Source organism: Dyadobacter sp. OTU695, from assembly GCF_038440355.1.
Classification (GTDB): domain Bacteria; phylum Bacteroidota; class Bacteroidia; order Cytophagales; family Spirosomataceae; genus Dyadobacter.
Genome location: NZ_JASATN010000001.1, coordinates 1,278,413 through 1,298,322, shown reverse-complemented (window position 1 = coordinate 1,298,322; position 19,910 = coordinate 1,278,413). Strand labels below are relative to the sequence as shown.

At 50.7% G+C, this 19,910-nt stretch carries 18 protein-coding genes and 1 riboswitch; of the genes, 4 read left to right on the top strand and 14 right to left on the bottom strand.

Annotated features, from left to right (window positions below):
- Positions 1–95: 95 nt before the first annotated feature.
- Genes AAHB90_RS05270 through AAHB90_RS05260 form a run of 3 tightly spaced genes read right to left on the bottom strand, consistent with a single transcriptional unit; the run spans position 96 to position 3,684 of the window.
- The gene (locus AAHB90_RS05270; protein ID WP_342083869.1) at positions 96–896 is read right to left on the bottom strand and encodes a serine O-acetyltransferase; all 801 of its coding nucleotides are present in this window, start codon (positions 894–896) and stop codon (positions 96–98) included.
- A 15-nt stretch (positions 897–911) separates the two neighbouring features.
- Complete coding sequence (locus tag AAHB90_RS05265; protein WP_342083868.1) at positions 912–2,780, bottom strand: family 2A encapsulin nanocompartment cargo protein cysteine desulfurase; 1,869 nt, start codon at positions 2,778–2,780, stop codon at positions 912–914.
- A complete protein-coding gene (locus AAHB90_RS05260) occupies positions 2,764–3,684 on the bottom strand; it encodes a family 2A encapsulin nanocompartment shell protein (protein WP_342083867.1) in 921 nt (306 codons plus the stop codon). Before AAHB90_RS05260 ends, AAHB90_RS05265 begins: the two co-directional genes overlap by 17 nt.
- A 400-nt stretch (positions 3,685–4,084) precedes the next feature.
- Here AAHB90_RS05260 and AAHB90_RS05255 point away from each other — a divergent pair, with 400 nt between their 5' ends.
- Complete coding sequence (locus AAHB90_RS05255) at positions 4,085–4,534, top strand: IS1595 family transposase (RefSeq protein WP_342083866.1); 450 nt, start codon at positions 4,085–4,087, stop codon at positions 4,532–4,534.
- On the opposite strand, the gene AAHB90_RS05250 is transcribed toward AAHB90_RS05255, so the two are convergent.
- From AAHB90_RS05250 to AAHB90_RS05235, 4 genes are all read right to left on the bottom strand, one after another.
- Positions 4,531–4,995: a hypothetical protein gene (locus AAHB90_RS05250; RefSeq protein ID WP_342083865.1), complete on the bottom strand. Its 465-nt coding sequence runs from the start codon at positions 4,993–4,995 to the stop codon at positions 4,531–4,533. The genes AAHB90_RS05255 and AAHB90_RS05250 overlap by 4 nt on opposite strands.
- A gap of 100 nt (positions 4,996–5,095) precedes the next feature.
- Positions 5,096–5,554 carry a hypothetical protein gene (locus tag AAHB90_RS05245; protein ID WP_342083864.1) on the bottom strand — a complete coding sequence of 153 codons (459 nt, stop codon included), beginning with the start codon at positions 5,552–5,554 and terminating at the stop codon, positions 5,096–5,098.
- Between the two features lie 107 nt (positions 5,555–5,661).
- Complete coding sequence (locus AAHB90_RS05240; protein ID WP_342083863.1) at positions 5,662–5,814, bottom strand: hypothetical protein; 153 nt, start codon at positions 5,812–5,814, stop codon at positions 5,662–5,664.
- Between the two features lie 17 nt (positions 5,815–5,831).
- Positions 5,832–6,770 carry a glycoside hydrolase family 26 protein gene (locus AAHB90_RS05235; RefSeq protein WP_342083862.1) on the bottom strand — a complete coding sequence of 313 codons (939 nt, stop codon included), beginning with the start codon at positions 6,768–6,770 and terminating at the stop codon, positions 5,832–5,834.
- Positions 6,771–6,985: 215 nt separating this feature from the next.
- Between AAHB90_RS05235 and AAHB90_RS05230 the strand changes: the two genes are divergently transcribed.
- Together AAHB90_RS05230 and AAHB90_RS05225 are read left to right on the top strand one after the other, a co-directional pair.
- A complete protein-coding gene (locus AAHB90_RS05230; RefSeq protein WP_342083861.1) occupies positions 6,986–7,462 on the top strand; it encodes an Lrp/AsnC family transcriptional regulator in 477 nt (158 codons plus the stop codon).
- A gap of 7 nt (positions 7,463–7,469) precedes the next feature.
- Positions 7,470–8,417 (top strand): EamA family transporter, encoded by a 948-nt coding sequence (locus AAHB90_RS05225; protein WP_342083860.1) that lies wholly within the window; start codon positions 7,470–7,472, stop codon positions 8,415–8,417.
- 68 nt (positions 8,418–8,485) lie between these two features.
- On the opposite strand, the gene AAHB90_RS05220 is transcribed toward AAHB90_RS05225, so the two are convergent.
- The 4 genes from AAHB90_RS05220 to AAHB90_RS05205 form a co-directional block, all read right to left on the bottom strand.
- Entirely contained in the window at positions 8,486–8,740 is a 255-nt protein-coding gene (locus AAHB90_RS05220) for a hypothetical protein (RefSeq protein WP_342083859.1), read from the bottom strand.
- A gap of 125 nt (positions 8,741–8,865) precedes the next feature.
- Entirely contained in the window at positions 8,866–10,308 is a 1,443-nt protein-coding gene (locus tag AAHB90_RS05215; RefSeq protein WP_342083858.1) for a SusD/RagB family nutrient-binding outer membrane lipoprotein, read from the bottom strand.
- Positions 10,309–10,322: 14 nt separating this feature from the next.
- Positions 10,323–13,517 (bottom strand): SusC/RagA family TonB-linked outer membrane protein, encoded by a 3,195-nt coding sequence (locus tag AAHB90_RS05210; protein ID WP_342083857.1) that lies wholly within the window; start codon positions 13,515–13,517, stop codon positions 10,323–10,325.
- A 100-nt stretch (positions 13,518–13,617) separates the two neighbouring features.
- The gene (locus AAHB90_RS05205; RefSeq protein WP_342083856.1) at positions 13,618–14,796 is read right to left on the bottom strand and encodes a cysteine desulfurase family protein; all 1,179 of its coding nucleotides are present in this window, start codon (positions 14,794–14,796) and stop codon (positions 13,618–13,620) included.
- Positions 14,797–14,913: 117 nt separating this feature from the next.
- A riboswitch (SAM riboswitch) is annotated at positions 14,914–15,007 on the bottom strand.
- A gap of 274 nt (positions 15,008–15,281) precedes the next feature.
- On the opposite strand from AAHB90_RS05205, the gene AAHB90_RS05200 reads away from it, so the two are divergent.
- Positions 15,282–15,644 carry a hypothetical protein gene (locus tag AAHB90_RS05200; protein WP_342083855.1) on the top strand — a complete coding sequence of 121 codons (363 nt, stop codon included), beginning with the start codon at positions 15,282–15,284 and terminating at the stop codon, positions 15,642–15,644.
- A gap of 63 nt (positions 15,645–15,707) precedes the next feature.
- Here AAHB90_RS05200 and AAHB90_RS05195 read toward each other — a convergent pair whose 3' ends face one another.
- The 3 genes from AAHB90_RS05195 to AAHB90_RS05185 all read right to left on the bottom strand — a co-directional run bounded on the left by AAHB90_RS05195 (position 15,708) and on the right by AAHB90_RS05185 (position 19,904).
- Complete coding sequence (locus tag AAHB90_RS05195) at positions 15,708–17,126, bottom strand: sulfatase (RefSeq protein WP_342083854.1); 1,419 nt, start codon at positions 17,124–17,126, stop codon at positions 15,708–15,710.
- Between the two features lie 56 nt (positions 17,127–17,182).
- A complete protein-coding gene (locus AAHB90_RS05190; protein ID WP_342083853.1) occupies positions 17,183–18,811 on the bottom strand; it encodes an arylsulfatase in 1,629 nt (542 codons plus the stop codon).
- A 412-nt stretch (positions 18,812–19,223) separates the two neighbouring features.
- Positions 19,224–19,904 (bottom strand): hypothetical protein, encoded by a 681-nt coding sequence (locus tag AAHB90_RS05185; protein ID WP_342083852.1) that lies wholly within the window; start codon positions 19,902–19,904, stop codon positions 19,224–19,226.
- Between the last annotated feature and the right edge of the window lie 6 nt (positions 19,905–19,910).

Here is a 19,910-nt window from a genome sequence, read left to right as displayed (position 1 = left end):
ACATGACAACACCTGACCATACTTGACCATACTTGACAACACATGACCATACTTTACAACACCTGGCAACACGTGACTGATGCCCCGCACAGTGGTCACCCTTCCGCCCGGTTGGTAATGCGTAGCTGATGCGTATTAAACACCTGCGAATTGGCCGCTACGCTTTTGGTGAGGAAAACGCTGCCGCCGATAACGCTGTTTTCGCCGATGACAGTGTCGCCTCCCAGGATGGTTGTCCGCGCGTAAATGATGACGTTATCACCTACCGTCGGGTGGCGTTTGGTATTAGAAAGCGCTTTCGCAACCTGCAATGCGCCCAATGTAACACCCTGATAAATGCTCACATTCTTACCGATCACCGAAGTGGCGCCGATGACAATGCCGGTACCATGATCGATCATAAACGGCACGCCGATGGTGGCTTCGGGATGGATATCGACGCCCGTTTTGCCGTGCGCATATTCCGTGAGAATGCGGGGCAGCACGGGGATTTGCAGGATGCTCAGGTTGTTGGCGATGCGGTACACCGCGATCGCGTAGAAACCGGGGTACGAAACAATCACTTCATTGACGCTCGTAGCGGCGGGATCGTACTCGTAAATTTTGCTGGCGTCAAGGCGCAGGTTCTTGTAAATCGTTTCCAGCTCATCGTAGAAAGAAGCCACTTTTTGTTCGATGCCGACCTTTTTCGGATCGAGGTAGCTGAGCAGGATGTTTTCAAGATCGATCTGATTTTTCTTCAAAATACCTTCATAAGAGGTCTTTTTGGGCAAATTATTGCTTGGGAAAAGAAAATGGATCAGATCGTCGAGCCAGGCCGTGGCATCATGCCAGGAGGGAGTCGCCTCCCACTCGGCATGATGCGTTTTTTTAAGAAGATCGATGAGTGATGACATGCGGTATTACGAAATCTATGCTCTGCGGCCCCTACCGCTTGCTGCAAGCCTGTGCAGCGTCGCCACGAGTACGTCTATTTCCTCGCAGGTATTATAAAATGCCAGCGAAGGCCGTACGGTAGTTTCGAGGCCAAACCTTCTGAGAATAGGCTGCGCGCAGTGGTGGCCGGAGCGCACGGCAATGCCTTCCTTATTGAGCGCCGCCCCTACTTCCTCGGTTTTATAACCATCCAGAACAAATGACAATACAGATGCCTTTTCCTTCGCGGTACCGATCAGCCGAAGCCCGGGGACATGTTGCATGAGGCCGGTAGCGTATTCGAGCAGGAAATGCTCGTACATATGGATATTCTCTATGCCGAGCTGGTTCACGTAATCCAACGCCGCGCCTAATCCAACCGCATCGGCAATATTACCGGTGCCGGCTTCAAAACGCGACGGTGCCTTATGGTATTGAATATGCTCGAATGTAACATCGACGATCATATTACCTCCACCCTGCCAGGGCTGCGTTGCATTCAGAATTTCCTCTTTTCCGTACAAAGCGCCGATGCCTGTCGGCCCGAAAACCTTGTGGCCTGAGAAGACAAACCAGTCGCAATTCAGCGCGGTGACGTCCGTGCGCAGGTGCGAGACGGATTGCGCACCGTCGAGCAGCACTTTCGCGCCAACTGCATGGGCCATTTCGATGATCTGCTTCGCCGGTGTCACCGTTCCCAATGCATTCGAAACTTGTGTAAAGGAAACGAGCTTGGTTTTCGGATTCAATAATCCCGCGTAAGCGTCAAGCAAAATCTGACCATCATCGTCGACCGGGATTACGCGCAGGACAAGACCTTTCTTATCAGCCAGCTGCTTCCAGGGGACAATGTTCGCGTGATGTTCGAGATGGCTTACGATGATTTCGTCGCCTGCATTCAGGTACTGATCGCCCCAGGTTTTGGCCACGAGATTAATGGCCTCCGTGGTACCGCGCACGAACACGATCTCATTCACCGAACTCGCATTCACAAATGCCCTTACCTTTTCACGTGCGCCCTCGTAAGCGTCCGTGGCGCGGGCTGCGAGCTCATGTGCGGCGCGGTGAATATTCGAATTTTCGTGTTCGTAAAAATAGCTGATCCGGTCGATCACCTGCCTGGGTTTCTGCGTTGTGGCGGCATTATCAAACCAGATCAGCGGCTTGCCATTCACGCGCTCCTTGAAAACAGGGAAATCGTTGCGGACACGGTTTACATCGAACGGGATCTTGCCGATGGGACTTTGTACGGCGCGGCCAAGCTGGTCGCGGTCATTACCCACATGAATATTACCCGGTGAAAACGGCGAAAAGCTGTGTGGCAAAAAGTTGGCTGTGCCCGGAATGTGCGGCTTTTCCGTAAAATTTTCATTCAGAAAATAATAGGACGGCAACGATGGCGCAGCTCCCGAATAAGGTAAATGCGCGGAAGTGCCAAAGTTTGGAATACGGCTAAAAACATCCGTCAGGTCATGCTGGGTATCAAACTGATAAGGCAACGACGGGCTTATCTCGCCGACGGGCGTCTGGCCGACAGGCGTCTGGCCGACAGGCTTGATATTTGCCGGCGATACGCCAGCCCCGGCGGCCGACGGCGGCACATGGCCGTCGGTAAAATGCGGATCGGGCAGGCTCGTTTGCGGCTCGTTCAGGTCGAAGTCCTGATGCGGGTGCGACTGCCCGCGATCGAACTCCTGCTGAATGATTCCCAGCATTTTTTCCGCCCTCGGATGGTCTTCGAGGTGCGGCGAGAATACGGGGGACGGCACTTCGCCCGGTAATGCCTTGAAAAGCTCGTTGGCGAGCCGCTCCAAAGCACCGGCGTCCGGCAAGCCGCCTGGGAAACCGTCAGTATTTGTACTCATGGTAGTTACCGATTTCTACATTCTCCAATACCGCAATCGCGTCATCAACCAGCACCGCCAGTGAGCAGTAAAGCGACACCAGGTACGAGGCAATCGCCTTATCGTTGATGCCCATAAAGCGGACAGAAAGCCCCGGGGATTGCTCACCCGGTAAGCCCGGCTGGTACAACCCTACTACACCCTGGCGGCTTTCACCTGTACGGAGCAAGAGGATTTTGGTTTTGCCGTCTTCAATGGGCACTTTATCGGAGGGAATCAGTGGAATGCCTCGCCATGTAATGAATTGGGAACCGAAAAGCGAGATCGTCGGAGGTGGAACGCCCTTGCGCGTACACTCGCGGCCGAATGCAGCGATGGCTTTTGGATGTAACAGGAAGAACCCGGGTTCTTTCCAGACTTTGGTCAGGAGCTCGTCAAGGTCATCCGGCGTAGGCGGGCCAAGGCGGGTGGAAATCTTCTGTTTATCAGCAATGCTGGAAAGCAGGCCGTATTCCTGGTTATTGATCAGTTCGCTTTCCTGGCGCTCCTTGATACTCTCAATCGTCAGGCGTAACTGCTCACTGATCTGATTATAAGGCTTACTGTACAAATCCGAAACGCGGGTATGCACGTCGAGCACCGTATTGACGGCCGTGAGGTTGTATTCGCGTGGATTTTCAACGTAATCAATGAAAGTATGGGGCAGCTCGCGCTCGTCGCGACGGGAACAATCTACTTCTGCGGTACTTCCTTCTTTCACCTTGTTCAGGCGGTATACGCCGGATTCCACGGGAATCCAGTTCAGCAAATGTGTCAGCCAGCGCGGCGTGATCGCCTCGAATTGAGGCACCGTACGGGTTGCGATCGCCAACTGCCGTGCTGCCACGTCACCGAGCGCAGTTTGATTTTGGTTTAACTTGGCCATTCTGTATCTGATTATTAATGAGAAACGAGCTGCATTGCGTCGTAAGGCATTTCCGGGACGCGACCGGATTAACGATCACAAACATACGTGAACTATAAATCAGGCCTTTAAAGAACCACAGAGCCTGCCACCGGCCCGCAAAAAGCCTATTTCCCAGATCAGCAAGCGCCCGTAGATTGTACCAATATAGTGTTTTCATTTATCAATTGCCAGAAATAAAATTCGCCAATAAAGCATTCACACCGATTAAAATTTGGCTCACTCCCCTATCGTTTTAATAGAATTTGTGGATTGACCGATTCGGGAGCGTACCACTAAAAATATTCTATATAAATTCGATAGACTTAATATTATATTGTCTTTTTTCTTAGCTTTGGATATCTCAATCTATCATTTCATTATGCAAGCGGGCAATCTGATCGATATTTACAAGAACGAAACCATCGCCACGGAGGCATTCAAGGATTTCAGGTTAAGGCGTGGGATCATCTGCAAGAAATGCGGCGGTACCCATCATTACTGGCTCGCGCCGAAGCAACAGTTTCAATGCAAGCAATGCAGGTTCCGCACCACTTTACAAAGCGGCACTGTGCTGGAAGGCAGCAAGCTTCCAATCTCCTACTTTTTTATCGCCGTATATATGATCCTCAAAAAGGGTAATGCATTTACGATCCAGGATTTCCAGGAAGAAACAGGCCACAAATATTACGAGCCGCTGTATGATTTTATCCGGAAAGTACGCACCTACCTCAACGCCAACGATCCGAACACTGTGCTGATCGATCTGGTGGAACTGTTTAATTACCATCTGGTCAGCAGGAAGTTTCAGGAGCGGGTGGCGCAGGATTAATAGGTTTTATTGAAACTGTTCTCGGCATACCGCACTTCGCCACCTTTCAATTTCACGTAGGCACGGTACGTCAATGCGTGCATACCGGTGGGAAAGCCGATTTTAAAACTTTCGGTATTGGAGCCGGTTTTGGCAGTTTCTTTGAACCTTGCAACTGGATAAGGACCATCGACTTTCAGGTCCACCGATGTGGTTTCGGGAAGAAATGCATACACTACGCCATACTCCTCGACGGGTATGTTGCCCAGCTTATCGAAATGGACTTCGAAAGTCTCGATCACGCCGCCAAGCGGGTGAAAGGTGGCAGGGCCGGTATGGATTTCCGGGAAGATTTTCTCTTGTGGCCTGACATCGTTCTTATGCGAATGATTGGTGCACGAGAGCATGATTATATAGGCTAATAGAATAGCCAACCATGAAAACCGGCGTTTGTAGTTGATGTGTTTTTGATTGATAACCATAATCGCGTTGTTTTTTCACAATTATAGTATCGTCTATCACCGCTTTCCCGGCCCATCCACCAAGCGGCAATCGCATGTTTATCAAACGGCTAATGGAGCATTAGTAAGTTTTGTTTAGCTGGTTAGAAGCGTAACGCACTTCGCCGCCAACCACTTTTGCGTAGGCCCGGTAGGATAATGCATGCATGCCGGTAGGGAATACAATTTTGAAAGTTTCCTTGTTCGCTCCGATCCTCGGCGCGTTTTTGAATTTTGCAGTGGGATAAGATCCACCGATCACGAGGTTCACTGCCGTGGTATCGGGCAAAAACGCATAAACGATGCCGTACTCCTCGATCGGCACATTTCCCAGACTTACAAAATCAAGGTAAAAATTTTCTACCACGTTGCCCGACTGTCCAAAAGTGGCTGCTACCGTCTTTATTTCAGGGAGTAGCCTGTCCGGCGCAGGCGTTGGATTATATTTCGGGGCACAGGAAACCGCAATGAAGATCAATAGCAGGGCGGTCAATGAGAAAAGGTTTTTAGTGTTGGTAAGCTTGTGAGTGAAAGTCATCATGTTTTTTTTCGCAATTTTATACAAATCCTGATTCGCAGGCCACAATATAACCGCACGATAACAGCTCAACGCGCAAGCCCGCTCAGCCCATTCATTAAACGGCGCATTTATTTATACACCTCTTTCAAATCCTTCTCAAACAAAGTGTAAGGATCGTGGTAAAACTTCACAAAATCGGCCTCGCTGATCTGGCCGGGAAATGGCGCGTAGTAATGCGTGGGACTTTTGGTGTCGTTGCGCCAGACCAGTACATATGCCAATTGCAGTTTCCTGGCCTTTAATGTTTTAAGAAGTGTTTCCGTCCACCATGTCGGGTTGGGAATGCTTTCGAGCCGGTTTCCGTGAATGCGGCCAGTTTTCCCGCCTTTTGCGCGTACTCCGAAACAATTTCCAGCTTTTTCAAACCGGCTTGCAGGTTGTATTTGCCATCGCGGCCGAAGTCGCCGTAGTTGTCCATTCCTACCATGTCCACCCAATCGTTGCCGGGGTAGCGTTCCAGGAATTCATATTCGGAAGTGAATTTATTATCGGGGGAGAATGCGTAAAGAAAGTTATGAACACCTAACTGATCACGGAGATAGGAAACCGTGAAGCGCCAGACGGCGATAAAATCCTCGCGCGAGGTATGGCCTTTGCCCCACCAGAACCAATCGCCGTCGAATTCATGGAATGGCCGGAAGATCATCGGCGCCAGCGTGCCATCTTTGCCTTTGACCGAATGCGCAAAATCGGCGATCGTTTTCAGTATCAGCTTGTATTGCTCGTGATGTGAGCCGCCTGGCTTAATCAGCGCCATGGCGGGCTTTGAAACATCATCCTTCCAATAAAAACCACCCTCCGACGCCGGATTGGAAAAATGCCAGGCCACCGTGGTAATGCCACCGCGATTGTAGGTAGCGATCACGTTCTTCCGCAATGCCTCGGCTGTTTTTGCGACTTCGTCGGCAGGGCGCCCCGAGAGTCCCATAAAATCGATACCGATCACCGCCGGATGCGAGCCCGTCACCGACTTCACGTCCGACCGCTCCGCGTCACCCGACCAGCCGTGCCCGTACTCGGTAGCATGCTGATGGCCGAAAAGAATGTACTGTTCAGAAAGCCTTTTGAGATTGCGATACAGCGCGGCCGTTTCCGGCGTCGCTTTTTGATCGATTTGCGCCATCACTACGGCGGCGCACAAGAAAACACCTAACAGGCTCATTATTAGTCTTTTCATGCGTGTGTAGGTTCAGGATTTATTATCAGGCAACGACGGACAAAAACAGCATTCCGCATGATCGTCACCTATTTCGCAAATAATTCGAAGAAAATTCGAAATTTTTAAACTTATGACGAACTTTTACAAAGCAGCCATTGTAATAACTGAACTATATTCAAAATATAAGTCAAATTTTTGAATATAATTCTAACTGACCCTAATCTCACAGAATAATGAACGGAACAGAAATAGTTCTCGATAAAACCGATCTCAGCATTCTCCGCCTCATGCAGGAGAATGCGCGCATGACGAATGCCGATCTCGCGCGTGAGCTGGAAATGGCCCCCTCGGCAGTGCTCGAACGGGTCAAGAAGCTGGAACAAAAGCAGGTGATCGTCAAATACACGACGCGGATCAACCCGGTGGCTTTGGGACAGACATTGCTGGCATTCATCGCCATGAAATCGTCGGAGGGTATGGGCAGCAATAATACAGCCAAAGAGCTCGCCAAAATACCGGAAGTGCAGGAGGTTCACCACATTGCAGGTGAGGATTGCTATATGGTTAAAGTCCGCACGGCCGACTCGGCGTCGCTCATGGACCTCATGCGGAACAAGTTCAGTAAAATACAGAATATCACGTCCACACGCACTACGATCGTCCTCGAAACGGTCAAGGAAGAGCAACAATTAGTTATACCAGAAAAATGAAATCGCCATGCAAACGTCAACAAAAACTCCGTCAACTTTAATGGTGGTATTGGCTTTCGCCACCGTTTACATCGTTTGGGGATCCACCTATTTCTTCATCCAGAGGGCATTGGAAGGATTTCCACCGTTCTTTTTGGGAGCCTTCCGCTTCATCATCGCCGGCTTGCTGATGCTCGGCTGGAGCCTGATGCAAGGGGAAGAGGTATTTTCCTGGAAAGTCATGAAGCCCGCCATTGTAACGGGTCTGCTATTGCTGTTTGTCGCTAACGGGGTGATTATCTGGGTAGAACAGTTCCTGCCCAGCGCAATGGTAGCGATTATGGTGTCGTCCGCACCACTTTGGTTTGTATTGCTGGATAAACCGAAATGGGCTGAGAATTTAAGCAACAAGTCGACCATCGTCGGACTGGTAGTCGGTTTTGCAGGCGTCATTTTGCTGTTTTACGAAAAAATCATGGCCACCATGTCCTCCCTGAACAGCAGCCGCGATCTCTTCGCGATGGTGCTCGTAGTGTTGAGTTCAATGGCCTGGGCAGGTGGTTCTTTGTATTCCAAATACAATTCGGTTTCAAATTCGGCCACCGTCAACTCGACCTGGCAAATGCTGGCAGCGGGAATTGCATTTATCCCCGGCACATTCATATCGGGCGAATGGGCTTCCATTGACATCGCGGCAATTCCGCTGAATGCCTGGCTCGCAACGATTTACCTGATCCTCATCGGTTCGATCGCCGGTTTCAGCGCTTACGTCTGGCTTTTGAAAGTACAACCCGCGACCAAGGTGAGCACTTATGCGTATGTGAACCCCGTCGTAGCCGTATTATTGGGCATTTTCTTCGCCCATGAATCGATTACCCTTTTACAGATTTCAGGCCTGATCGTGATTTTAGGAAGTGTTCTTTTGATTAACCTACATAAATACAGAAAACCCAAACAGGTAGCCGCCACTTACTAGATATATACTTTTCAAGCAAAAGACCAGGGATGTTTACCGTCCCTGGTCTTTTGCATTTCTGATTACGATCAACAGCACAATGAGCTATCCATAATCCGTTCAACTTCCGAAATGTCGCGGTTGCGGCGGATCAGCGTCATGATTTTCTCGAAGTCGATCAGTTGGGACGCCTCGAACGCGATCACGCCTACGAAACTCTTGCCTTTACTGATAAAATTCAGATGCCTGATCTTCGCCCCGTTTACAGACTCCACACTGGAAGTAATCTTGTGCAGGTTCCCGGCATTCCGGTAGATGATCCGGAGAAAAAACGTTTTGCTCATTGGTTTTGATGTTTATCTGGTTTGTTGAGAATGTTCGTTTTGACAGCCGGTGGCCGGCTGCCCTATTACCATTACGCCTTACAGCTCCGTTAAGTGCCAGCAGGCCACATTAAATTTTGTTAAAATTAGAATGCGTCGAACCATAACTTCGTCGTCAGGCGGTCCTCGCCCTGGGCGGCCACGGCTGCTTTATAGTTGGCCGCGTTCAGCGCCTGCTCGCCTGTCGGGTATGTGAGGCGCACAGGCAATTTCCCGTTCAAAACGCCCGCATAGGCCGGTTTCAGCTGCGGATAGTCGAGCCTGCGCCATTCAGCAAACGCTTCCAGTCCCTGGCTGAACAATGCCAGCCATTTCTGTTCTCCGATGGATTTTTTATAGTTTGCTGCTTGATAAGCTACCAACGGCCGCGCGAGGTAGGCTGCGATTTCCGCATTACCTACTTTAAACTGCTGCAACGAGGCCGTCACTGCCGCTTTGTACAGGTCAGCCGCATTTTCGGAAATGAAACCGCGCTGGGCAGCTTCTGCGAGGTTGAACAAAACCTCCGCGTAGCTCACAAAAACCGCCGGAGATGCCGGTGCGGTAAAGTAATCACCCAATTTCGAAGTTTTGGTAAAACCGAGCTTCGCGGCCGAATCGGCTGGCAGGCCATTTGTGACACCAATATAGCCCGTCGGTGTCGCATCGACCGTTTTGTTGGCGAAAACCGCCAGACGCGGATCTTTCAGTTCCTGTAATTTATCGATAATCGATTTACTGACCCGGTAGTCGTCCCGGGTTTCACGGTCGCGGGAAACGGGGTTCTGGTTCGGCGATGCAAGGTAAATGAGCTGGGCGATCTCGTCATTCGAAGCGATCAGGGCTGTTTTGTCCCTGGCCAGCTCCGCTACCACCGCTTTGGCCGCGTCCGGTTCCTTATCGGCAATGCGCAGGGCGATCCGGAGGCGCAGGGAGTTGGCAAACTTCTTCCATTTCGTGAGGTTCCCGTTGTAAACCAGGTCACCGCCAATCGGTGCACCGCTGACATTGATCAGGTCGGTCGCTTTTTTCAGGTCATTCAGAAGTCCAAGATAAACGTCCTTTTGCGAATCATACTTCGGCGCCAACGTCTCTTCCAGTTTCAGCGCCTGGCTGTAAGGAATGTTACCGTACAGGTCGGTCAGCAGTTGAAACGACCATGATTTCAGGATGAGCCCTACGGCTTGATAATTGGTATTGCCGGTCTCCTCCCCGATTTTGATAATGGTCGCAAAGTCGGTCAGCCCCTGCGAATAGAGATTCGTCCAGACGTTCTGCACGTTGGCGATACTTACGGTATACTTGTCGGGGTCGGTGTATTGAATTTTGGCCCAATGCTGGATAAACAGCGTACTGGTTTCCATCGAGGCATCCGAGCCGAGTATCAGGTCCGCATTCGATTTGATCGCATTTGCAAGCAAGTACTCGGGCTGCGCCTTGATCGCCTCGTTCGGGTTCGTGTTTGTTTCTTCCAGTTGATCCTGGCAAGCGGTAAAGAGCAGACCGGCTACAGCGATCACAAATCCTTTGGTAATATGATTGGTAAACATGAATATGGGTCAATTTAGAAGCCTAATGAAATGTTGAAACCGTAAGAAGCCGTCGTCGGCAATTGCAACGATTCGAGTCCCTGGCCGGTATTGCCGGTATTGAATGCTGTTTCAGGATCGATATTGTCCGCTTTCTTTTGCAGGAAAGCCAGGTTGCGCCCGTACAGCGAGAACACGAGGCTTTGCAGTTTGAATTTTGAAATAAACGCCTGCGGGACAGTGTAACCCAGCTTCACCTCACGCAATTTGATGAAAGATGCGTCGAACACACTCGCTTCGTTGATACCCGCGCTGTTGCTGTACACGCCTTTGTAGTAGCGTTCCGCCGGCACGATGACCGTGTTAGGCTTTCCGTCGGTGGTTACTCCCCGGGCAATGATACCGTCGTCGTACACGACCGCGCCAGTGGGAGCAGCAGCGGCATTCGCAACTTGCACGGCCACGCCGGCCTTATTGTTACCCGGATAATAGTAGGTTAACCCCCCATGATCGGCATCGCGGCCCTGCAAAGTCGATTTCAGCACGCCGGTGTAGCGGCCGGTTGCATTGGTAGCCGAGTAAATAGAACCGCCCTGTTTGGTATCGATAAGCACGCTAAGATTGAACCCTTTAAAAGAGAATGAGTTGCTGATACCGCCCATCCATTTCGGCGTGTAATGGCCCAGTACCTGTAAGCTCGGGTTCTTGGTGGGCAATCCATTTGCACCGATAATCTGCTCCCCCGCTTCGTTGCGGGCAAATGCCGATCCGAAAATAGCGCCGTAACCAAGCCCTTTGCTCGCGTAGACGGTCACGCCGTTGGTACCGAGTTTGTAATCGTTCAGGAAACCTTCATCGTCGAGCTCCACTACTTTGCTGCGGTTTCTCGAAAAGTTGATCCCGATATCCCATTTAAAGCCCGATGCGGTTTCGATCGGCTTCACATTCAGCATGGCTTCAATGCCGCGGTTATTAATATGGCCCGCATTCAAAAGCTTTTGCTTGTAACCCGTGGAAGGGCTCACATCAGCGCGCAGTATCTGATTGTAGCTATCGGTATTATAATAACTTACATCCAATCGCACCCGGTTACGGAACAGTGCCACATCCGCGCCAATCTCGGTCGATTGGGTGATTTCCGGTTTCAGGTTTTCACTTAACAACACGTCCGAAACCGTCAGGAGCGGTGCGCTGCCGAACGGCTGGTTGAACGGATAGGTATTCACCAGCTGGTAAGGATCGGTGTCTTTACCCACCTCGGCCCAGCCACCACGAAGTTTGGCGTAAGTCAGCACGTTGCTTTTGATATCGAATGCATCCGTCAGCACAAGACTGGCATTCACCGATGGGTAGAAGTACGAATTGTTGCCGGTGGGCAATGTCGACGACCAATCGTTACGCGCAGTAAGGTTCAAAAACGCATAGTTGCGAAAACCCAGCTGCGCGGAACTGAACGCGCTGTAAACCTTTTGCTTACGTAGCACATTGTACGAAACCAGCGGGTCACGGGAGTTATTGAGCGTGTACAAATTGGCTACTGCGAGGCGCGGCGCCTGCTGGTAGTTCTGTTCGTTGAAGTTGCTGCGGAGGTTACCGCCCACAAGCCAGTCGAGCTCGAAATCGGGGCTTACATTCTTGTGGAAATTGAAGTTAAAATCGGTATTGTTCTCGTTTACGACGTAGCTGTCTTCCGTGTAGGAGCCGTACGGTGTTCCGTTGGTACCGTAAGCGACCTTGAACTTGCGCTTGTCATTATAATAGTCGTTACCGGTGCGGACATTGGCCGTGAGCCAGTCGGTGATTTTATAAGACAAATTCACGTTGCCGAAAAAGCGGTCACGGCGCTGCTGGGCGGTGTTTTCGTATTGCAACAGATAGGGGTTGCTGTAATAGCTGTGGTTCCAGTTATAATCGAACCCGCCTTTATTGTAATCCTTCAATAATTCGGTATCGACCTGACGTCCAAACCATAGGAATTGAAGCATTACGCTGCTTCCGCGGCCGGACGTGCCGGGCAGGTTATCCGAGCTGCTTCTGGCAAAATTCGCACTCGTCGATAGCGTCAGCTTGTCGTTCAAACGGTATGTTGAATTCACGCCGAATGAATTTTTGGAAATATCCGTATTCGGGATCACCCCTGTTTGCTTGCTGTTATTGAATGAAAAACGGTAATCGAGCTTATCGTTCGAACCGGCAACCGACACGCCTGTCGTGCGCGTATGGCCGGTCACGAAGAAGTTTTTCACATTATCGGGATGCGGCACAAACGGAACCGCCTCGCCATTTGAGAAGAACTGCGGGATCAGTCTGCCGTCCATTCTCGGTCCCCAGCTTTCGTCGGTAGCGTCATTGATCCCCCCGCCTTTTCCATTGACATAAGAGAATGCCCCGCCTGTTCCCTGACCAAACACATTCTGATATTCAGGCAATACCAGCAGTTTTTCAGAGGAATAACCAAAGTTCAGATTCACGCCCAGGCCGCGCTGTGCGCCTTTACCGCTTTTGGTTTTAATGAGAATCACGCCATTGGAAGCGCGTGAGCCGTACAATGCAGCCGCATTAGGGCCTTTCAGCACGCTGATCGACTCGATGTCGTTCGGATTAATGTCCGCAATCGCATTCGCAAAATCACGCGAGCCGTTGGCTCCGGCGCCCAGCTGCGAGTTATCGACCGGGATACCGTCCACGACGAAGAGTGGCTGGTTATTGCCTGCAATGGACGTTTCCCCCCGGATCACGATGCGCGACGAACCCATTCCGCCCTGGCTGTTGGTAATGTTCACGCCGGCGATCTTACCCGACAATGCATTCACCAGGTTACCCTCCCGCGCCTCGGCTACGTCTTTGGTCTGCAATTCCTGCACCGCATAGCCGAGCGATTTCTTCTCTTTGGCAATGCCGAGCGCAGTCACCACTACCTCCTGCAAAATAGTTTCGTCGCTTTCCAGCTGCACATCGAGTTTGCCATCGCGCGGGACAGCTAATTCAGTGGATTTTAAACCGATAAACGAAAATTTCAATATCGAACCGGCGTCGGCCTCGATTGTGTAATTGCCATCGCCGCTGGTGGATGTACCCTTGGAAGTACCTTTGATAAGGACTGTGACGCCGGGCAGCGTTTCGCCTTTTGTGGAGGTCACCTTACCGGTAACCTGGATCGTCTGTGCCTGGGCCGGTTGTAGCCAGGCGACACTGAACAGGAGGAAAATCAACACTAAATTTCTTCTCATGATGTGAATTGAAAATTTACTCTACTTATTTTATAGATTTAATATACAAATGTAATATAACTATCCGGAATGCAATACCCTGACGCCGCTTTCCGCCAGTTTATGCCCAACTTGCTATCTTTTTCCAGGCCTTGCCGGTAGCAACGGCCGGATCGGATTCGTAAATCCCCACAATGGCATCCACGACGTGGTCCAGCTCTTCGAAAGTGTTGAATTTGCTGAACGAGAACCGCACATTCTCCTTGTCGGGCTCGGTCGCCAGCGCCTGAATTACATGCGATGCGGCCCCGCCCGAGCAGGCACTGCCGCCGGAACCTGCGATTCCCACCTGATCCAGCTTCGTAACAATGCTACCCGTGCTCAAACAGGGAAACGAGACACTGAGCACGTTAGCGACGCTGTTTTCAGAGGATTTACTCTCGCCATTATAACAAATCCCCCCGATCCCGCTGATCGCCAGCTTCGATACCAGATATTGTTTCAGCTTGCTGATCTTATTCTGGTTTGTTTCCAGGTTGCGGTAAGACACTTCCAGCGCCTTCGCCAGTCCCACAATTCCGACGACATTCTCGGTCCCTCCACGCTGGCCACGCTCCTGCCCCCCACCGTAGATCAGCGGTTTCAGCTGGTGCTTTTTATTGATATAGACAAATCCGACACCTTTCGGACCATGAAACTTGTGGGCCGAGCCTACCAGGAAATCGATATCCGCTTCCTCTAAATCGAATCGTACCTTGCCCATCGTCTGGGTTGTGTCGGTAAAAAATACGGCATTGTACCGCCTCGCCAGCACACCGATCGCCTGAATATCCGTCACATTGCCGATCTCGTTGTTCCCATGCATGAGCGCGATGAGCGTGCGCGGGTTAGCCCGCAGGAGATTTTCGAGGTGGTACAGGTCTACATTGCCCCGCTCATCGAGTTTCACGAAACTGGTTTCGGTATCACCGTCTCTTTCGTGGCGCCTCAGCGTTTGCAAAACCGCTTTGTGCTCGATACGGCTTGTAATGACGTGGTTAAGGTCATAAGCCTGAATCGCGCCCGACAATGCGAGGTTAATACCCTCGGTCGCACCGGCTGTAAAGTAAATCTCGTCCGGTGAAGCGCCCAGCAGCTGCGCGACCGTGTGGCGCGCCCGATCTACGGTCTCTTTCACTCGCCGGCCCGCGCCGTGAGCCGACGAAGGATTGGCATAATGTGTGGTAAGAAATGGCAGGATCGCCTCAATCACTTCCGGGTCTAGCGCGGTCGTGGCCGCATTATCCAGATAAATTTCCATTTGCCTCTTGTTTGTTGTTGATCAAAGTTTGTCGGCAGCAACGCACAGCAATCCCACAGCTTACAACAGCCTGTACTACTACGCATTACCAGATTCTTCACTGTGGTTGGATTCTCAGATTTATCAACAGAATTAGGTTGGGGCACCTTGACGAGTCACAGGTTGCCAGAAGATCACAGAGCCTAACCTCTCCCTTCGTTCTCGATAAATCTATAAATTCGATAGACAAAGATCAATAAAAGGTTTTAAGAATGCAAGAGGTGACAAAAAAAGAGTTGGAAAAATTTAGTGAGATGGGTAGAGCCATTCGGACATTTTGGCGTGCCGGTTGATTATCCTATTTTCTGAATCCTTTCTATTCTTACTAAGAGAATGTAGTTTGCGAACATTCAGTTTTCGACGATAATCCGTAAATTTATTGAGGTTTGGTCATGCCGTCAACATTTGGTCAGGCAATTTATCAGTTCTGTTAAAAAAGTAATGCAATGGATAAGTCAGCATTGGTAAAACGGTTGAAAGATGTCTTTCATGAGAAACGAAAAGAAGGCCTGGTGGTAGATGCCATTGGCCTGGCATCCGCATATCATGGTTTGAAAAAGGATAAATATACCCTTGGACTAAGCGCACCATCACTCGTCAAAATGGATAGATACGAGAAGATGGATTTGATTATCGACATTCTTTTTGAATGCCTTTCACAGGAAGAACGAGCCTTCATCGATCGTGTAAGGGTATTCAACAACATTGAAGACCTGGACGATCACAAGATCAATGATTTCGAAGAATATGAATACGAGGGGTACAATGGAGTTCAGCGAAGACTGCCCGAACTTTATGAAGTAGATTAACAGGAGCGGCGGCAACCCATATACAAGGGCGAGGGCGATCGTGAGCATTCGCATATCTCAGCATCACTTTCCAGCCTGCTGCTCCGCTTCCGGATAGCCTTTTCTCAACAATACAGCCAGCTCATTTACCGTGATCACGAAACTATTATCCTTCGCCAGGTTCGTAAACTCGCCAGGATCTTTTTGATGATCATAAAGCTCCACGCCTGCCTTGCCACCGTCCCATTCGGTATAGCGGAAACGCTCCGTACGCACGCTGCGGCCAAAGATCTGACCTCTGCGAACCTGTGTATAAGCGGGCTTATTCCAAACCGCACCCGGGTTTTTGAGTAACGGGATAAGGCTTTTACCCTGCAAATTCTGCTTCGGATCGAGCCCGCAAAGCTCAGCAAGTGTCGGATAAATATCCACGAGTTCGACCGTCCGACCAGATGCCTTTCCTTTTGTACCGCCTGGAACGGAGATGATCAACGGTACACGCGCAGAGTTTTCAAAAAGGCTTTGTTTCATCCATTGCCCGTGCTGGCCGACGTTATAGCCATGATCGCTCCATAGCACAATAATGGTCTTTTCGGCCAGTTTCAGTTTATCGACCGCGTCGATCAGCCTGCCCACCTGCGCATCCATAAATGTAATAGTAGCATAATAGGCCCGCAATGCCTCGCGGCGCTTCGCCTCATCAAGGCCCCAGTGCGGTGGCTTGGTAAACAATGCAGCTTCGGGAACGTCGTCGAGGTCGTTCGGGACCTCTTTGGGAAGCGGCACCTTGTCTACCGGGTACATATCAAAGTATTTCTGAGGCGCCACATAAGGTGAATGCGGCCTAAAAAAGCCTACGGCAAGAAAAAACGGCTCATTCTTCTTCTCCGTCATAATTTTAATGGCTTCGCTGGCGATCATCCCGTCGGTCTGTTCTTCGTCCGTGCCTTCCGTAGCCCGCCAGGCCAGTGCGCTTCCGAGCCCACGGTCGGGTGTGAGGTTTTTGATCAACGGCTCTTCGGTTTTGTCACGGCCCTTGGGATTCACGCGGTAGTTCCACGAATCCGGGTCGTCCAGCCCGTCGGTACCGATCTGGCCGGGCACGCCGTAATGGTATATTTTGCCTACCCGCGCGCTGTAATAGTCGTTATTTTTAAAAAGCTGCGGCAACGTAACGATGTCCGGCAGGTTTTTGCGGAAATGCGTCTGCAACTCATAGATCTTCGTCACATCGGGTCGCTGGCCCGTGAGGAGCGAAGAACGGCTGGGGCTGCAAAGCGGAAATTGGGTATAGGCCTTATCGAACCGCACACCCCGCCTGGCCAGCCGGTCGATGTTTGGAGATTTTACGAAGGCGTTACCATAAGTCCCCAGGTCATTGTTGAGGTCGTCGACCGCAATAAACAGTACATTGTATTTCTTCTTCTGGGCAAAAGCAGTTGTAACAATTGCCGGAATAATAAGTAACAATAGCCCGAAAGCAATCCGATGGTTTTTTATCATTTTCATTTGTTTGAATTAACCGTTAAAAACGAGGCTCCGACGGAGTCCTGAAATCGCTACTTCCCGCCTCCGGAATTGGCTTCCTGTTTGGCTTTATCGTAATCATAAAACCATTTGAAAGTTTTCTCATAGTCCTCGGCCCCTACGCGTTTATACCATTCCTCGTATTTGGCAACAAGTTTTTGGGCGATTTCCGGTTGCTTTTCGAACTGATCGTGCAGTTCCGTGCGATCTTTCTCGATGTCGTATAATTGCCATTTCTCCGTTTTTTCGGCTACCAATTTCCATTTTCCGTCGCGGATGGCACGGTTCCCTTCGTGTTCCCAAAAAATCGGGTTCTTGCGGTTGACCGGCTTACCTGTGAACGCGGGTTTCAAACTGGCTCCTTCCAGCGGCTGAATCGTGTTACCCGCATACGTCGCCGGATATTTCGCATTACCCAGCTCAACTAAAGTAGCCATAATATCGATAATATGTGCAGGCTGGCGTTCGAACCGGCCATTACGCGATGCGGGAATGCCCGCAGGCCAGGAGATAATGCCCGGCGAAGAAATACCGCCTTCATGGGTGTGGTGCTTGTAGGCCCAGAATGGCGTACAGGCTGCCTCCGCCCAACCCTGGCCCAGGAAAACGGTCGATTTCGCAGTACCTGGCTGGTCACCTTCGTAACGGCCTTCGAGTCCCGGCTCGGCATTACCGCCATTGTCGGATACGAAAAGAATAACGGTATTATCAAAAACGCCGCGCTTTTTCAAGCCTGCCACCAGATCGCCGATGCTTTTGTCGAGCCGGTAAATCACCGCAGCGTAAATCGCCATCATATCGTCGTAACGTTTCTTCTCTGCATCACTCAGGCTGTCCCATTTTTTGACATTCGGGTTAATGGGCGGCAGTTTCCACGATGGGTCAACGAGACCCATTTTGATCTGCTTCTCATAACGCTCCTGCCGCAGCTTTTCCCAGCCTTTCAGGTACTTTCCACGGAATTTGGCAATATCCTCCTCGGGTGCCTGCAAAGGAAAATGCGGCGCATTATGTGCGAGGTAAAGCATAAACGGCTTTTTCTCAGCCACGGCCTCGTCGATGAACCGCAGGCCGTAATCCGTCCAAAGGTCGGTCGAGTACCAGTCCTTTGGTAATTTGTCCGAGTCGTTCGGGATTTCCTGGCCGTTCAGGAACAGCTTTGCATTATTGCCACTACCATAATAAAAACCTCCCGCAGGCGCGTGCAGGGAGCGGTCGAAGCCGCGGTTGGATGGGTACACGCCATGCTGGTGCCCAACGTGCCATTTGCCCGTCATGGCCGTAAAATAGCCTGCGCTTTTCATCACCTCTGCAATGGTTACGCTATTGTGGTTCAGTTGACCGCGGTAAGCCGGGTGGTCGGCTCCCTTGTCGTCCATCATGTGCCCGATACCCGCCTGGTGGCTGTATACTCCCGTAAGCAACGCAGCGCGCGTGGGGCAGCAACGTGCCGTATTGTAAAAATTGGTGAGGCGCACACCGTTTTGTGCAAGCTGGTCGAGGTTAGGCGTCGGGATTTCGCTGCCGTAGCAACCCAGGTCGGCATAACCGAGATCGTCGGCGAGGATCACGATCACATTGGGTTTCTTTTGAGCGAAGGCGGCCTGCGCCACAAGGAGTATTGCAAGAAAGAGCAATTGGGCGATGGGTTGCTTTTGCATTTGAATGATAGTTATTCCGAAGTTGATATGATTTTGATTGTCTGTAAAACAGTAATGCCACCCGGACACACCGGTCTGCTCGGCGTTGACGATAGCGCCATTCAAACTACAACACACGTTATGCCATCGACAACGACAGATCATCGTGGCAACGGCACCACGCTTAAAACGAAACGTTAATAAATATACGTAACCGAACACGTACGTGAAATCCTGACCCTGTATTTAAAGCATTACAGGCATTTGTAAATGTACCTTTTGGAAATGGTGGTTATTTCCGGTCGACAGGAAGTCCGATCAAATCATTACTCTATAAATTCCGTAGGCAAAGTAAACTTACATATCCCAATAATACAAGTATGGACTTCTATTATTGGGATATTTTAAGCCGATGGTTTACCGTATGGCACAATTAGTCGAGCTTGGTCACCTTTAGGTCCGTAAAGTGCCCCAGCGATCCCGGCCCGATCCACAAACCCACACTTCCGCGAAGGTCTTTCCCCTGTTTGAGGTCGTTCACGATCAACGTCGGTTGTGAAGCGCCATTGACGTAAAACTTTGCAGTTTCATCCTTTACCTCAATTTTCACCTTCGTCCATTCTGCCGGTACCATATCGGCATAGGCTTCATATTTTTCAGGGGTTTCTTTACGCAGTTTTTCCCAGGGAAACCCGGGCATGGACACATATTGCGTCGAGTGGTTTCGGCGCACCTGATCGTTGGCACGCCCGTTGGTCGGACGGATGTAGAAGAGCTCCATTTGGGAAGTATCCGAAGCCACCCTGAACGCGATCCCGACAAATCCGCGTGCGCCTTCACCGGAGTTCGCCCTGGGCTGGCCAGAAATGGTGGCTTCGATGGTACCGTTGTGGAAATCAATGTCTTTCAATACGGCCACGGTCTTTTCATTGGTCGGCATGCCTGGCATTTCCAGCGCAATGGCCTGTTTTCCCTTGTAATCGACAGCAGCAACGGTAACCTGATAGGGCGTAAGCGAAGCCGGTTTAAGCGCGATATCCTGCGCTTTGGCAGAATTAAACAGAAAGGACAAGGCGAATGAAAGCCCGAGGGCGGTGGTGGCAATTTTTTTCATGGCTCT

Bases quoted from the DNA above. Each gene is read 5' to 3' on its own strand.
- AAHB90_RS05270 (WP_342083869.1), bottom strand. From the start codon at position 896: ATGTCATCACTCATCGATCTTCTTAAAAAAACGCATCATGCCGAGTGG.
- AAHB90_RS05265 (WP_342083868.1), bottom strand. From the start codon at position 2,780: ATGAGTACAAATACTGACGGTTTCCCAGGCGGCTTGCCGGACGCCGGT.
- AAHB90_RS05260 (WP_342083867.1), bottom strand. From the start codon at position 3,684: ATGGCCAAGTTAAACCAAAATCAAACTGCGCTCGGTGACGTGGCAGCA.
- AAHB90_RS05255 (WP_342083866.1), top strand. From the start codon at position 4,085: ATGCAAGCGGGCAATCTGATCGATATTTACAAGAACGAAACCATCGCC.
- AAHB90_RS05250 (WP_342083865.1), bottom strand. From the start codon at position 4,995: ATGGTTATCAATCAAAAACACATCAACTACAAACGCCGGTTTTCATGG.
- AAHB90_RS05245 (WP_342083864.1), bottom strand. From the start codon at position 5,554: ATGATGACTTTCACTCACAAGCTTACCAACACTAAAAACCTTTTCTCA.
- AAHB90_RS05235 (WP_342083862.1), bottom strand. From the start codon at position 6,770: ATGAAAAGACTAATAATGAGCCTGTTAGGTGTTTTCTTGTGCGCCGCC.
- AAHB90_RS05230 (WP_342083861.1), top strand. From the start codon at position 6,986: ATGAACGGAACAGAAATAGTTCTCGATAAAACCGATCTCAGCATTCTC.
- AAHB90_RS05225 (WP_342083860.1), top strand. From the start codon at position 7,470: ATGCAAACGTCAACAAAAACTCCGTCAACTTTAATGGTGGTATTGGCT.
- AAHB90_RS05220 (WP_342083859.1), bottom strand. From the start codon at position 8,740: ATGAGCAAAACGTTTTTTCTCCGGATCATCTACCGGAATGCCGGGAAC.
- AAHB90_RS05215 (WP_342083858.1), bottom strand. From the start codon at position 10,308: ATGTTTACCAATCATATTACCAAAGGATTTGTGATCGCTGTAGCCGGT.
- AAHB90_RS05210 (WP_342083857.1), bottom strand. From the start codon at position 13,517: ATGAGAAGAAATTTAGTGTTGATTTTCCTCCTGTTCAGTGTCGCCTGG.
- AAHB90_RS05205 (WP_342083856.1), bottom strand. From the start codon at position 14,796: ATGGAAATTTATCTGGATAATGCGGCCACGACCGCGCTAGACCCGGAA.
- AAHB90_RS05200 (WP_342083855.1), top strand. From the start codon at position 15,282: ATGGATAAGTCAGCATTGGTAAAACGGTTGAAAGATGTCTTTCATGAG.
- AAHB90_RS05195 (WP_342083854.1), bottom strand. From the start codon at position 17,126: ATGATAAAAAACCATCGGATTGCTTTCGGGCTATTGTTACTTATTATT.
- AAHB90_RS05190 (WP_342083853.1), bottom strand. From the start codon at position 18,811: ATGCAAAAGCAACCCATCGCCCAATTGCTCTTTCTTGCAATACTCCTT.
- AAHB90_RS05185 (WP_342083852.1), bottom strand. From the start codon at position 19,904: ATGAAAAAAATTGCCACCACCGCCCTCGGGCTTTCATTCGCCTTGTCC.